Source organism: Streptomyces sp. NPDC019443, assembly GCF_044389785.1.
Taxonomy (GTDB): Bacteria; Actinomycetota; Actinomycetes; order Streptomycetales; family Streptomycetaceae; genus Streptomyces.
Genome location: NZ_JBIRYJ010000038.1, coordinates 1 through 15,779, shown reverse-complemented (window position 1 = coordinate 15,779; position 15,779 = coordinate 1). Strand labels below are relative to the sequence as shown.

At 70.9% G+C, this 15,779-nt stretch carries 1 protein-coding gene; it reads right to left on the bottom strand.

What is annotated here, in order from left to right:
• On the bottom strand, positions 1-15,713 hold a 15,713-nt coding region (locus ACH492_RS39730), incomplete at its 3' end, for a non-ribosomal peptide synthase/polyketide synthase (RefSeq protein WP_398994280.1).
• Positions 15,714-15,779 lie beyond the last annotated feature (66 nt).

Genomic DNA, 15,779 nt, shown 5'->3' with positions numbered 1-15,779 from the left:
GACTCCGGCCCCACACCCACCTCACGGAGGTGATGCGCCAGCCCGTTCGCCCGCGCCAGCAACCCGCCATACGTCAACGACACATCACCCCAGACAACAGCCACCACATCCGGCGACACGGCCGCCCGCCCAGCGATCCACTCATGCACCCCGCCCACCGCCGCCGGCAAAACCACCGCCGTGTCATTCCACACCCGCGTCAGCCGATCCAACTCCGCAGCGGCCACCAGCGGCACCTCGCCCACCCGCCGGCCCGCGTCAACAGCGACAGCCTCCAGCAGCGTCACCAGATGCCCCGCCATCCGCTCCACCGTTCCGGCCTCGAACAACGCAGCGCTGAACTGGATCTCCGCGGTCAGAGCACCGCCGGATTCCGCCAGTGCCAGCATCAGGTCGTACTTCACCGGCAGAGGACCGGTGTTCCGGCCCGGATCGGCGTCGGGTTCGGCTCCCGTTTCCTCGTGGTGAACGTCGTCAGGGTCTGCTGCGGCGTAGGTGTACAGGACCTGGAAGAGCGGGGTACGGGAGCGGTCCCGCTCCACGACCAGGTCGTCCACCAGCTGCTCGAAGGGCACATCCTGGTGTCCGTACGCACCCAGCGCGGTCTCCCGCACCCGCCCCAGCACTTCGGAGAACGACGGGTCACCGGACAGATCCGTGCGCATCACCAGCGTGTTGACGAAGAACCCGATCAGGTCCTCCGTCTCGGCACGGTTCCGGTTGGCGACGGGCGTACCCACCACCACATCGTCCGAGCCGGCGTAGCGGCCCAGCAGCACACTGAACGCCGCCAGCAACGTCATCGACATCGTCGTTCCGCTGCGGCCGGAAAGGGCGCGCAGGGCCTCCGCAGTCCCGTCCGGGACCGAGAACCTGTGTACCGCGCCCTCGGTCGAGCGGACGGGCGGGCGCGGCCGGTCCGTGGGGAGTTCCAGTACCGGTACTCCGGCCAGCTCCTGCCGCCAGTAGTCCAGTTGGGTTTCAAGGACCTCGCCGGTCAGCCACGCGCGCTGCCACACCGCGAAGTCGGCGTACTGCACCGACAGCGGCGGCAACGGATCCGGCTCAGCCGCGCGGAACGCCTCGTACAGGGCGATGAGTTCACGCTGGAGGATGCGGTCCGACCACTCGTCGGACACCACGTGATGCGTGGACAGAGCCAGTACGTGCTCGTCCGGGGCCAGCCGGATCAGCGCGGCACGGATCATCGGGCCGTTCGCCAGGTCGAAGGGTGCGACGGCGTCCGCCGAGACCAACTCCCGTGTAATCCAGGCGGGGTTGGCACTTCCGGACACGTCGACCACCGGCAGGGGGAAGTCCGACGGCGGATCGATCACCTGGTACACAGTTCCGTCGGCGCCCGCCTTCAGCCGGGTCCGCAGTACCTCGTGCCGGGCGACGACCGAGCCCAGAGCCGCGGTCAAGGCGTCGACGTCCACCGCGTGGCGCCATCGCATCGGCGTCGGCAGGTTGTACTCGACCGAGCCGGGCTCCAGTTGGTCGAGGAACCACAGTCGCTGCTGCGCGAAGGACAGCGGCAGCTCCCGGGTGCGGTCCGCGCTCGCGATCGGCGGCAGGACGTTGCCTCGTCCGGCGCCGTCGACCGCCGCTGCCAGCTCCCGTACGGTCGGCGCGTCGAAAAGGGCGGCGAGAGGTATCTCGACCCGGAAGGCCTCCCGGATGCGCGAGATCACCTGGGTGGCCAGGAGGGAATGGCCGCCGAGGTCGAAGAAGCCGTCCGTGGTGCCGACCCGGTCCGCACCGAGGACCTGCGCCCAGATACCGGCGAGGAGTTCCTCGGTCGTGGTCACCGGCGCGACGTAACGACCCTCGGGGCGCAGTCCCTCCGGCTCGGGCAGGGCGAACCGGTTGATCTTTCCGTTCGGCGTCAGAGGAAGCGCCGCCAGTTCCATGAAGAGGGACGGGACCATGTACTCCGGCAACGTCTGCCGCACATGCTCACGCAGCTCTCCCGGCGGCGGAGTGCTCGCGCCCTCGACGCTCGGTACCAGGTAGGCCACCAGTCGTCGGTCGGCTCCCTCACCGTGCGCTGTGACCACCGCCGAACCGACCTGCGGATGCATGGTCAGAGCGAACTCGATCTCGCCCGGCTCGATACGGAAGCCGCGGACCTTGAGCTGGTCGTCCGCCCGGCCCAGGAACTCCAGGCGACCCTCGGCCAGCCACCGCACCCGGTCACCCGTCCGATACAACCGGCCGCCATCAGCCGCGAACGGGTCCGCCACAAACCGCTCGGCGGTCAGCGCCCCACGACCGAGGTAGCCGCGGGTCACACCGATACCCCCGATGAACAGCTCGCCCGCCACCCCGATCGGGACCGGAGCAAGTCGCTCGTCCAGTACGTAGACCTGCGTGTTTGCGATCGGCCCGCCGATACCAGGCGTGCCGCCATCCACGGGTTCGCACGCCGACCAGATGGTGGTCTCCGTCGGCCCGTACATGTTCCACACCGACGCGGTCCGCTCCACCAGCGCCCCTGCCAGAGAGGCAGGCAGCGCCTCACCACCACACAGCGCACGCAGACCCGGCACACCACCCCAACCATCGGACACCAGCATCTGCCACGTCGCCGGCGTCGCCTGCATCACCGTCGCCCCAACGCGCTCCAACTCACCCGCCAGCGCAGCCGGCACACCCACCACCTCACCACCGGCCACCACCACCCGGGCACCCGACACCAACGGCAACCACAACTCCAGCCCCGCAATGTCAAAGCCCAGCGTCGTCACCGCCAACACCACATCCCCGGCCTCCAGCCCAGGACGCTCAGCCATCCCAGTCAGGAAATTGACCAGGTTGCCATGCGCGACCTGCACACCCTTCGGCCGCCCCGTCGACCCCGACGTATACAACACATACGCCAACTGATCCCCCCGCACGGGCACTTCAGGACCGGTCACGGGATACGCGGCGAGCGTCTGCACCGTCGCCGGATCGTCCAGCCAGACCACCGATGCCACATCCGCAGCCGCAGCCGCACCCGCGCCCGCGCCCACACCCGCATCCGCCACCAGACCGGCCGCGACGGACCGGTGCCCCACCAGCACCGACGCACCGCTGTCGGCCAGCATGAACTCCAGCCGCTCCCCCGGGAACTCCGGATCCAGCGGCAGATACGCCCCGCCTGCCTGCCACACCGCAAGCGCAGCCACGACCATATCCACCCCACGCGGCAGGCACAGCGCCACCACCGACTCCGGCCCCACACCCACCTCACGGAGGTGATGCGCAAGGCGGTTGGCCCGGCCCGCCAGCCCGCCGTACGTCAAGGACACATCGCCTGACACCACGGCCACCGCATCCGGCATCGACTGCGCCCACCCGGCGATCAGCTCGTGCACCCCACCCGCCGACGGCAGGGAAACCGCGGTGTCATTCCACCCCCCCACCAACTGGTCCCGCTCGACCGCGGTCAGCACCGGCAGCTCACCCACCCGCCGCCCGGCGTCCTCGGCCATCGCCTCCAGCACCGTCGCCAGGTGTCCGGCCATCCGTTCCACGGTCCCGGCGTCGAGGCGCGCGCGGTCGTACGACAGCTTGACCTTGAGTTCGCGGCCGAAGCCGGCGGTGATGTGGAGGGGGTAGTTGACCTGCTCGCGCCCGTAGTCGAGGCCGACTTCGAGGCCGTCGGCGGCGGAGGTCTCCCGGCTTGCGGCCAGGGTCTGGTCGGGGTAGTTCTCGAATACGAAGAGGGTGTCGAACAGGGCCTGGCCAGGGGGCAGTTCGCTGCACTCCGTGATGGTCACGAGCGAGGTGTGCTCGTACTTGCGGGCCCGTACCTGCTCGTCCTGGAGCTCGGCGAGCCAGTCGCCGACCGGCCGGTCCCGATCGACGCGGACCCGTACCGGCGTGGTGTTGATCAGCAGGCCGACCATCTCGTCCATACCGTCGATCTGATTGCCGCGGCCCGACGAGGTCACGCCGAACACCACGTCGTCACTGTCGGCGTACAGACCGAGCACCAGCGCGCACGCGCCCTGCACCACGGTGTTCACCGTCAGCCGGTGCCTGCGGGCGAACTCGGCCAGACCTGCGGCGGCCGCGGTCGACGGCAAGGAGACCACACGTTCGTCGCGGCCGCTGTCGCCGGTGGCGTGGGCCACGCCGAGAGTCGTGGTCTCGGTGATGCCGGACAGCCGTTCGCGCCAGTACTCCCGTGCTTCCTCACCGTCCTGCGCGGTGGTCCACGCGATGAAGTCACGGAAGGACGCGCGGGATGCGAGGTCCGGCACACTTCGCCGGCGGAAGGCCTGGTAGGCCTCCAGCATCTCGCCCATGACGATGGGCAGACTCCAGCCGTCGAGGAGCAAGTGGTGGTAGCTCCAGATGAGTTGGTGCCGGCCGTCGGCCATGTGGATCAGTGCGAGGCGCACCAGGGTGGGAGCGGAGAAGTCGGCGCCGCGGGCCCAGTCGGCCGACAGGTGGTCTCCGAGGGCCTGCTGCTGCGCCTCCTCCGCCAAGTGCGAGAGGTCGAGGTCCTCCAGCGGCAGGGGTACGGACCGGGAGACCACGGCCAGTGGTTCGGGCACGCCGTCCCACACCACCGTGGTGCGGAGCACCTCGTGACGTGCGAACACCAGCTCGCAGGCGCTCTTGAGGGCGTCGAGGTCCAGTTCGCCTTCCAACGCCATGCCGTTCTGGACCCAGTACATGCCGGGGTCCGCGGACAGCTGGGTGTGGAACAGCATGCCCTGCTGCAGTGCCGTCAGCGGGTAGATGTCCTCGATCGTCGTGGGGAGCTGCCGTCCGACGCGGTCGAGGGCCTGCTGGTCGACGCGGGCCAGCGGGAAGTCCGACGGTGTGTGTCCGTGGACGTCGGGCTCGCAGCAGTACTCGATGAGGTCGTTCAGGACATCGGAGTACCGCTGTGCGAGCCGCTGTACCGTCGCCTCGTCGTGCACCTCGGTGCCGTACGTCCACACCATCTCCAGACGACCGTCGGACACCCGGCAGTTGACGTCGATGAGGTGGGCGCGGTCGCCCTCCTGCGACCACGCGCGGCCCAGCGATCCCCGGCCCGGGCGGAACGGTCCCGTCTCGCCGCCGGGGGTGGACTCGTGGGTGTCGGCGCGCCGGTCGTGCTGGCTCAGATAGTTGAAGCTGACCTCCGCCGCGGTGCCCGTACGCGGGAGCCGGTCCGTGAGGTGGCGGAGCAGGCCGTGTCCCAGGCCCTTCCTCGGGACCGCCCGCAGGTACTCCTTCGTGCGGCGGAGAGCCGCTCCGAGGTCACCGTCCCGGGCGCCGGTCAAGGCGACCGGGTACACGCTCGTGAACCAGCCGACGGTGCGGGACACGTCGACGTCCGCGCCGACGTCCTCGCGGCCGTGGCCCTCCAGGTCCACGACGACTGACGGGACACGCGCCCACGGGGCGAGGACCATGCCGAGTGCTGTGAGGAGCACGTCGTTGATCTGCGTGCGGAACGCGCTCGGCACCTCGCGCAGCAGCCGCTCGGTCTGCTCGGCGCCGAGCGCGGTGACGACGTCCCTGGCCGAGGCCACGCTGTTGTGCCCGTCCCGATCACGCGGGAGTGGCCTGGCCGAGGCCTCGATCTCCTGCCAGTAGGCGACTTCGGCCGTCACCTCCGGGGAGGCCGCCAGTTCGCCGAGCCGCTGCGACCAGCGCTGGAAGGACGTCGTCTTGGCCGGCAGTTCCACTGTCGCGACACCGCGCTCGGCCTGCTCGTACGCCGATGTCAGGTCTTCCAGCAGGATCGGCCAGGAGACCGCGTCCACGACCAAGTGGTGAACGGCAAGGAGGAGCAACTGGCCGCGCTCGCCCCGGTCGAAGAGGGCCAGCCGCAGCAGTGGGCCCTCGTGCAGGTCGAGCGCGGCCTGCACCTCTGTGGCGCGGGTTTCCAGGAACTCCTCTTCGTCGTCCGCGGCGGAGGCATCGATCACCGACACCAGGTCGGCCGGCTCGGCGGCCACCACCTGCCCGGCCCACGTACCGTCTTCTTCTTGGAGGAAGCGGGAGCGCAGCGCGTCGTGCTGCTCCACCACGGCATGTGCCGCCGCTCGCAGCGCGTCGGTGTCGACCCGGCCGACGGCTTCCAGGACCACGGACTGGTTGAAGTGCCACGGCGCCGGCAGCTCGCGTTCCAGATACCAGTGCTGGATGGGTGTCAGCGGGAACTCGCCGACCACCAAGCCCTGTTCGGCGTCCGCCGTGCTCTCGCCCGATGCCACGGATGCCAGGGCCGCCACCGTCTGATGGTCGAACAGCTGTGCCGCTGTGACGTGGACGCCGTACTCGCGGGCCCGGGCCACGACGCGGATGCTGATGATGGAGTCGCCGCCGAGGTCGAAGAAGTTGTCCTCCACGCCGACCTGGTCGAGACCGAGGACCTGGGCCCATGCCTCGGCGAGGATCCGTTCCACGTCGGTGCGGGGCGCCACATAGCTGCCGGCGGCCACGGCACGCGTTCCGTCGGGTGCGGGCAGGGCGCCGCGGTCGATCTTTCCGCTTCGCGTCATCGGCATCCCGGCCATCTCGGTGAAGACCGCCGGGACCATGAACTTGGGCAGGTGCTCACCCACGAACTCGCGCAACTCGGCGACGGGCGGCATGCCTTCGGCCATGTCGGCGGGGACCAGGTAGGCGACGAGCTTGCGCTCCGTGCTGCTTCCGTACGCTGTGACGACGGCTGTCCGGACGCCGGGGTGATCGGTGAGTACCGTCTCGATCTCGCCGGGCTCGATACGGAACCCGCGGACCTTCACCTGGTTGTCGGCGCGGCCGATGAATTCCAGGCGTCCGTCGGCCAGTCGGCGCGCCCGGTCGCCCGAGCGGTACATGCGTGAACCGTCGGCGGCGAACGGGTCGGCGAGGAAGCGCTCCGCGGTGAGGGCCCCTCGGCCGCCGTAGCCGCGGGTGACTCCTGCGCCGCCGATGAACAGTTCGCCCGCGACGCCCACGGGTACGGGGTTGAGCCATTGATCGAGTACGTAGACCCGCTCGTTGACGTAGGGAGTGCCGATCGGCGGTGTGCCGTCGGCCTCGACCTCGCCTGCGGTGGTGGCGATGGTGGTCTCGGTGGGGCCGTAGACATTGAGCAGCCGCAGGCGGTCGCGCCACCGTTCGGTGAGCCCGGCCTCCACGCGCTCTCCTCCCACCAACACCGTTGCCAGGTCCGGGAGTTCGTCAGCGGACAGGACCTCCAGCACGGAAGGTGTCATGAACGACAGGCTCACCGCCTGGCGCCGCATCAGGGAGGTCAGCCGCTCGGGCGGGGTGCGGTCCTGGGCCTGGGCCACGGTCAGGGTCGCGCCCGTGGGCAGCGCCATCACCACCTCCCACACCGAGGCGTCGAAGCTGAACGAGGCGAATCCGAGCACGCGGTCGCCCGGCCCGGCGTGCAGCAGCGGCCGCATCGCCTCGGCGAGAGTCGTCACACCCCGGTGGGGCACGTGGACGCCCTTGGGACGCCCCGTCGAGCCGGAGGTGTAGATGATGTACGCGAGTTGGTCGGGCAGGACGCGTACCCGCGGAGGTGTGGCGGACATCGCCGCGAGGTCCGTCCAGGCGGCCGGGTCGTCCAGCCACAGCACGGTCTCCAGGCCTGCGTCGGCCGCGAGGCCGGCGGCCACCGTCTCGTGGCCCAGCAGGACCGCCGCACCCGAGTCGGCCACCATGAACTGGAGCCGTTCGAGCGGATAGGCGGGGTCGAGGGGCAGATAGCCCGCGCCGGCCTGCCACACCGCCAGGGTGGCGACCGCCATGTCCGCGCCGCGGTCCAGGCACAGTGCCACCACGGACTCGGGGCCCACACCCGCCTGGCGCAGGTAGTGGGCGAGCCGGCTCGCCCGTGCCGTCAACGCGCTGTACGTGAGGGAGTGCTCGCCGGCCACGACGGCCACCACGTCCGGGGTCGCGGCCGCCTGGGCGGCGATCAGCTCGTGCAGACCGCCCGCGGGCGGCAGTTCCGCGGCGGTGTCGTTCCACTCGTGGACGAGCTGATGGCGCTCTGCCCGTGGCAGCAACGGGAGTTCGCCGATGTGCCGGTCCGGGTCGGCGGCGACGGCGTCGAGCAGGGTGACCAGGTGCCCGGTCATCCGCCGTGCGGTCGTGGCGTCGAACAGGGCGGTGCTGTACTGGAGTTCACCGGTCAGCAGGCCGTCCTCGTCCGCCAGGGTCAGCACGAGGTCGAACTTCACGGGGATCGGCTCCGAGTCGCCGGTGTCCACCTCTGCGGCCGTATCGCCGCTCGCGGGGCCTCCCTCGCCCGGCTCCTCGGGCACATAGCTGAACATGACGTCGAACAGCGGGGTGCGAGACCGGTCCCGTTCCGTCACGAGGGCGTCGACGAGCCGGTCGAACGGCAGGTCCTGGTGGGCGTAGGCGCCCAGCGCCGTCTCCCGCACCCGGCCCAGGAGTTCGGTGAAGGACGGGTTGTCGGACAGATCGGTGCGCATGACGAGGGTGTTGACGAAGAAGCCGATCAGGTCCTCGGTCTCGGCGAGGCTCCGGCCCGCGACAGGTGTGCCCAGGGCTACGTCGTCGGTGTCGCCGTAGCGGCCCAGCAGCACGTTGAACCCGGCCAGCAGCGTCATGAACATGGTGCTGCCGTGCTCGCGGGACAGTACGCGAAGGGCCTCGGCGGTCTCGGGCGCGACGGTGAACCTCGTGACCGCCCCTTCAGTGGACCGTACGAGGGGGCGCGGCCGGTCGGTCGGCAGCTCCAGCACCAGGTTCTGCGCCAACTGTTCGGTCCAGTACCCCAGTTGCCCCTCCAGGACGTCGCCGGACAGCCACCGGCGCTGCCAGGCGGCGACGTCGGCGTACTGCACGGCGAGCGGGGTCAGCGGATTCGCCTCACCCGCGCGGAACGCCTCGTACAGCGCCGACAGTTCGCGGCGGAGGACGCGGTCCGACCACTCGTCGAAGACGACGTGGTGCATCGCCAGGGCGAGTACGTGCTCGTCCGGGGCCAGGCGGACGAGGGTGGCGCGGACGAGAGGGCCGCGCGCCAGGTCGAACGGGGTGAGCCCGTCCTTGCCGACCAGGCGGTCGGCCTCCTTCTGGGGCCGGACGCACCCGCTGACGTCCACGACCGGCAGAGGAACGCTCGTCGGCAGGTCGATCACCTGGTGCGCGACACCGTCCGCGCCGACCACGAGCCGGGTCCGCAGGACCTCATGGCGGGTGACGACCGCGTCGAGCGCCGCGCCGAGGGCCGCGAGGTCCACGTCGCCGGTCAGGTGCACACGGGTCGACATGTTGTATTCGGGCGAGCCCGGCTCCAACTGGTCCAAGAACCACAGCCGCTGCTGCGCGAACGACAACGGCAGCGCCTCGTCCCGGGCGACGGCCGCCACCGGGGGCGCGGCGTCCCGGGCGGAACTGTCGATCACCGAGGCCAGACCACGTACCGTCGGCCGGTCGAACAGGGCGGAGAGCGGAAGTTCGACCGAGAGAATCTCCCGCACCCTGGAGACGACCTGGCCGGCCAGCAGCGAGTGACCGCCGAGGTCGAAGAAACCGTCCGTGGCGCCGACCCGGTCCACGCCGAGGACCCGCTCCCAGATACCGGCGAGGAGTTCTTCGGTCGCGGTACCGGGGGCGACGTACCGATTGCCGGAACCGGCCCGGATCCCTTCCGGTTCGGGCAGGGCGGTCCGGTCGGTCTTGCCGTTCGGGGTCAGCGGCAGCGCGGCCAGCTCGACGAACACGGACGGGACCATGAACGACGGGAGCCGCTCGCCCGCGAAGGCCCGCAGGTCGGCAGTGGCGGGGGTGCCCTCGGCCTGGTCGGCCGGGACCAGGTACGCCACCAGACGGCGGTCCCTGCCCTCGCCGAACGCCGTCACCACCGCTGTCCGGACGCCCGGATGGGCGGCCAGCGCCGTCTCGATCTCGGCGGGCTCGATGCGGTAGCCATGTACCTTCAGCTGGTCGTCGGCGCGGCCCAGGAACTCCAGCTGCCCGTCCGCGAGCCAGCGCACCCGGTCCCCGGTCCGGTACAGCCGGGAGCCGTCCCCGGCGAACGGGTCGGCCACGAACCGCTCGGCGCTGAGCGCCGGTCGGCGACCGTAGCCGCGGGCCAACTGCGGCCCGCCGATGAGCAGTTCACCGGGCACACCCACCGGCACCGGCTTCATGAACGCGTCCAGGACGAACACCCGGGTGCCTGCGACGGGGGCACCGATGGGGGGAACACCGGGCACGTCGTCGTGTGTCCGAGCCGCCCCGATCGGGGCGATGCTCGCGCACACCGTGCTCTCCGTCGGCCCGTACGCGTTCAGCAGCCGGTGGTGGTCCCGCCACGCGGCGGCGAGCGTCGTGTCGAGCCGCTCGCCCGCCGTGACGAGGGTGGCCATGCCGTCCAGGTCGCCCGGCCGCAGCGCGTCCAGGAGGGACGGCGGTACGGTCGCCACGCTGACCCCGGCACGGACGACCAGGGACGCGAGCCGGTCGGGGTCGGAACGCTCGGGCGTCTCGGCGACCACCAGGGTCGCACCCACCGCCAGCGCCATGACCAGCTCCCACACCGACGCGTCGAAGCTGAGCGGCGCGAATCCGAGCACGACGTCGTCAGGTCCCGTGCTCAGCGCCGTCTGCTGCGCGGTGGCGAGGCTGACCAGCCCGCGGTGGGACAGGTGAACGCCCTTGGGCCGACCGGTCGAGCCGGACGTGTAGATCACGTACGCGAGCTGGTCGGGCAGGACGCGTACCTGCGCAGGGGCGGCGGGGCGCGCCGCGAGATCCGTCCAGGTGGCCTGGTCGTCCAGCCACAGCACGGTCTCCAGCGTGGTGTGCGCCGCCAGGCCGGCGGCCGCGCTCCGGTGGCCGATCAGCACCTTCGCACCGCTGTCGCCGAGCATGAACTCCAGTCGCTCGGCCGGGTACTCCGGGTCCAGCGGCACGTACGCCGCCCCCGCCCGCCACACCGCCAGGACCGCGACCGCCAGGTCCACGCCGCGCTCCAGGCACAGCGCCACCACGGACTCGGGGCCCACACCCGCCCGGCGCAGGCCCTGCGCGAGCCGGTCGGCGCGCCGCAGCAGCCCGTCGTACGTGAGTGACCGGTCGCCCGCCACGACGGCCACCGCGTCACCGGTCACGCCGGCGTGGTCGGCGATCAGCTCGTGGACACCGCTCGCGGCGGGCAGCGGCACGGCGGTGTCGTTCCACTCCCGCAGCAGCCGGTCGTGTTCGTCCGCCGTCAGTACGGGCAGGTCACCGACGCGCCGGCCGGTGTCCGCGGCGATGGCCTCCAGGACCGTGCCCAGGTGACCCGCGAGCCGCTCGACAGCCGCGTCGTCGTAGTGGGCGCGGTCGTAGGAGAGGCGGACGACCAGCTCCTGCGCGGAGGAGGCGATCACGCCGAGGGGGTAGTTGGACTGGTCGCGTCCGTAGTTGGTCCCGGCCCGCAGACCGTCGTCCTCCCCCGCGTACTGTCCGGCCTGCCCGCCCTCGACCAAAGCCTGGTCGGGGTAGTTCTCGAAGGCGAAGACGGTGTTGAACAGGGCCTGTCCCGGCGGCAGTTCACCGCATTCGGCGATGGTCACCAGCGGTGTGTGCTCGTACTTGCGGCCGCGCACCTGCTCGTCCTGCAGTACGGACAGCCAGTCGGTGACGGGCCGGTCACGGTCGATGCTCACCCGCACGGGGGTGGTGTTGATGAGCAGGCCGACCATCTCGTCCATGCCGTCGATCTGACCGCCGCGGCCCGATGAGGTCACGCCGAACAGGATGTCGTCGCTGCCGGCGTACAGACCGAGCACCAGGGCCCACGCGCCCTGCACCACGGTGTTCAGCGTCAGCCGGTGCCTGCGGGCGAACTCGGCGAGGCCGGACGTGGCCACCGAGGCCGGCAGCGGCACCTGGCGCTCGTCCCGCCCCTGGTTCCCGGTGGCGTGTTCCACGCCGAGAGTCGTGGCCTCGGTGATTCCGGCCAGCCGCTCGCGCCAGTACTCCCGCGCGTCGTCCGCGTCCTGTCCGGTGGCCCAGGCGACGAAGTCCCGGAAGGGCGCACGGGCGGCGAGCCGCGGCCGGTTGCCCTCGCGGAGTGCCTGGTACGCCTCCAGCACCTCGCCCAGCACGATGGGCACACTCCACCCGTCGAGCAGCAAGTGGTGGAAGCTCCATACCAGTTGGTGCTGTTCGTCGGCCAGCCGGATCAGGGAGATCCGTACCAGCGTCGGAGCGGAGAAGTCCGCGCCCCGCGCCCAGTCGGCCTCCAGATGCTCGGTGACGGCGCGCCGTCGCGCCTCCTCGTCGAGGTGTGAGAGGTCCAGTACCTGGAGGGGCAGGGGTACGGACCGGGAGACCACCGCCAGCGGCTCCGGCACCCCGTCCCACACCACCGCACTACGCAGCACCTCATGCCGCGCGAACACCAACTCCCACGCCCGCTTCAGGGCGTCGAGATCCAGTCGGCCTTCGAGGAGGACGCCGTTCTGGGCCCAGTACATGCCGGGCTCGGTGGCCAGCTGGGTGTGGAAGAGCATGCCCTGCTGGACGGCGGTCAGCGGATGGATGTCCTCGATCACCGTCGGGACCCGGCCGGTGACCAGGTCCAGGGCGTCCTGGTCGAGGCGGGCCAGGGGGAAGTCCGACGGGGTGTGTCCGGCGACCTCAGGACGGCAGCAGTACTCGATCAGGTCGGCGAGGACATCGATGTAGCGCTGTGCGAGGCGTCGTACGGTCGCCTCGTCGTGCACCTCGCAGCTGTACGTCCACTCCATCTCCAGGCTGCCGTCGGCGACCTGGCTGTTCACCTCGATGATGTGCGCACGCGTGCCGTCCGCCGACTGGGATTCGCCGAGCGAGCGGCCGGACGGCCTGAACAGCGCGCGGTCGGGCGCGGGGCCGGTGTCCGCCGGATGGTGGGAGGACTGGCCGAGGTAGTTGAAGGAGACCTCGGCGGCGGAGGCCGTACTCGGTGTCCAGTCGGTGAGGTGCCGGAGCAGGCCGTATCCCAGGCCCTTGCGCGGGACCGCCCGCAGGTTCTCCTTCGTACGGCGCAGCAGCGCGCCGAGATCACCGTCCTCGGCGCCGCCCAACGCGACCGGATGCACACTCGTGAACCAGCCCACCGTCCGCGACACGTCAATGTCGGCGCCCACATCCTCGCGACCGTGACCCTCCACATCGACCACGACCGACGGCGTCCCGGTCCACTCGGTGAACACCGCCCCCAGGACGCTGAGGAGTACGTCGTTGATCTGCGTCCGGAACGCGCCGGGGACCTCGCGCAGCAGGCGCTCGGTCCGCTCCGCGTCCAGGGTCGTCCGAGCATTGCGTACGGAGGCGTTCCGGTTCTGACCCTCGTGGTCGCGCGGGAGGCGTACTGCGGCGGTCTCGACCTCGTGCCAGTAGGTGGCTTCCGCTGTCACCTCCGGGGAGGCCGCCAGCTCGCCGAGCCGCTGCGCCCAGCGCGGGAAGGACGTCGTCTTCGCCGGCAGTTCCACCCTCGCGGGGCCGCGCTCGGCCTGCTCGTACGCCGACGCCAGATCCTCCAGCAGGATCGGCCAGGAGACGGCGTCCACGACCAGGTGATGGATGACGAGGAGGACCAGTTGGCCCCGCTCACCCCGGTCGACGAGAGCCGCACGAAGGAGCGGTCCGTCACTGAGGCCGAGACCGGCCTGCACCTCCGTGGCCCGCGCGTCCAGGAACTCCCCTTCGACGTCCACGGCGGAGGCATCGATGACCGACACCAGGTCGACCGGCTCCGAGGCCACCACTCGTCCGGCCCACGCGCCGTCCTCTTCCTGCACGAAGCGGGAGCGCAGTACGTCGTGGTGCTCGACCAGCACGCCCAACGCGGCACGCAGCAGGTCCGGGTCGACCCGGCGGCCCGCCTCCAGGACCATCGACTGGTTGAAGTGCGAGGGCTGCGGCAACTCACGTGCCAGGAAACTCTGCTGGACAGGCGTCGGCGTGAAGTCGCCGATGACGAGGCCCTGTTCGGCATCCAATGAGCTCTCACCCGACGCCACCGACGCCAGTCCCGCCACCGTCTGGTGCTCGAACAGCTGCGCCACGGTGACATGGACCCCGAACTCCCGGGACTTCGCCGCGACCCGGATGCTGGTGATCGAGTCGCCGCCGAGGTCGAAGAAGTTCTCCTCGATCCCGACCCGTTCCACGCCGAGGACCTGCGCCCACACCTCGGCCAGGATCCGTTCGACCTCGGTACGGGGAGCTACGTACTCCCCTGCTGAGCCGCTGCGGGCCGTGCCGTCCGGGAGCGGGAGTGCGGTGCGGTCGAGTTTGCCGTTGGGGGTGAGGGGGAGGGCGGCGAGTTGGGTGAAGGTCGCCGGGACCATGTAGGTGGGGAGGTGTTCGCTCGCGAAGGAGCGGAGGTCGGGGGTGGAAGGGAGGCCGTCGGCCTGGTCGGCGGGGACGAGGTAGGCGGCCAGGCGGCGTTCTTCGGTGTCGCCGAATGCCGTCACGACGGCGGTGCGGATTTGGGGGTGGGTGGTCAGGACGGCTTCGATCTCGCCGGGTTCGATCCGGAAGCCGCGGACCTTGACCTGATCGTCGGCGCGGCCGATGAAGTCGACCTGTCCGTCCGCCAGCCAGCGCGCCCGGTCACCCGAGCGGTACATGCGGGTGCCGTCGGCGGCGAACGGGTCCGGCAGGAAGCGTTCCGCGGTCAGGGCGGGCTGGGCGCGGTAGCCGCGGGCTACCTGCGGGCCCGCGATGAACACCTCCCCAGCCACCCCGACCGGAACTGGATTCAACCGCGCGTCCAGGACATACAAGCGGGCATTCGCCACCGGGGCGCCGATCGGCGGGGCCACGGCCGCGTCCGGGTCGACCGCCCCGGTGGTGACCATGACCGTGGCCTCGGTGGGGCCGTAGGTGTTCACCAGTCGGCGGTCCGCCGCCCAGGCCCGGGCCACCGGCTGCGTCAAACGTTCCGCGCCCAGCAGCAGCGTCTGGATACCGGACACCTCGTCCGGGTTCAGGACGCCCAACAGGGAGGGCACCACACTGGCCGCCGTGACGCCTTGCGCCCCGATCATTCCGGTCAGGACCTCGGGAGCGGTGCGCTCGGCGCTGCTCGCCACCACCAGCGCGCCACCCGAGGCCAGCGTCACCGCGACATCCAGCACTGCCGCGTCGAAGCTGAACGACGCGAACTGCAGCACCCGCCCACCCGGACCGGCTTCCAGCACCGGAGCCAAGGCGGTCACCATGCCCACCACACTGCGATGCGCGACCTGCACACCCTTCGGCCGCCCCGTCGACCCCGACGTATAAATCACATACGCCAACTGATCGCCCCGGACCAACACTTCAGGCGCCGTGGACGGCAGGTTCTCGGAGACCTGCGGATCAACCACACGCTCGACCGACAGCCCCTCGGCCACCGGCCCACGCCCTACCACCACCTCGACACCACTGTCGGCGAGCATGAACTCCAGCCGCTCGACCGGATATTCCGGATCCAGCGGCAGATACGCGCCACCCGCCTGCCACACCGCCACCATCGCCACAACCATGTCGACCCCACGCGGCAGGCACAGCCCCACGATCGACTCCGCACCCACGCCGAGCCCCCGTAGGTGATGCGCCAGCCGGTTGGCACGGGCCATCAACCCGCCATACGTCAACACCTCACCGTCCGACACGACAGCCACCGCATCCGGGCCGCCCAGCGCCCGCGCGGCAATCAGCTCATGCACCCCACCCACACCCGGCAGCGGGTCGACGGCCTCATTCCACTCCTCGACCACCCGCCGCCGCTCACCCGCACCCAGCACCGGCAACTCACCAACACGCCGCCCCGCATCCTCCGCGAT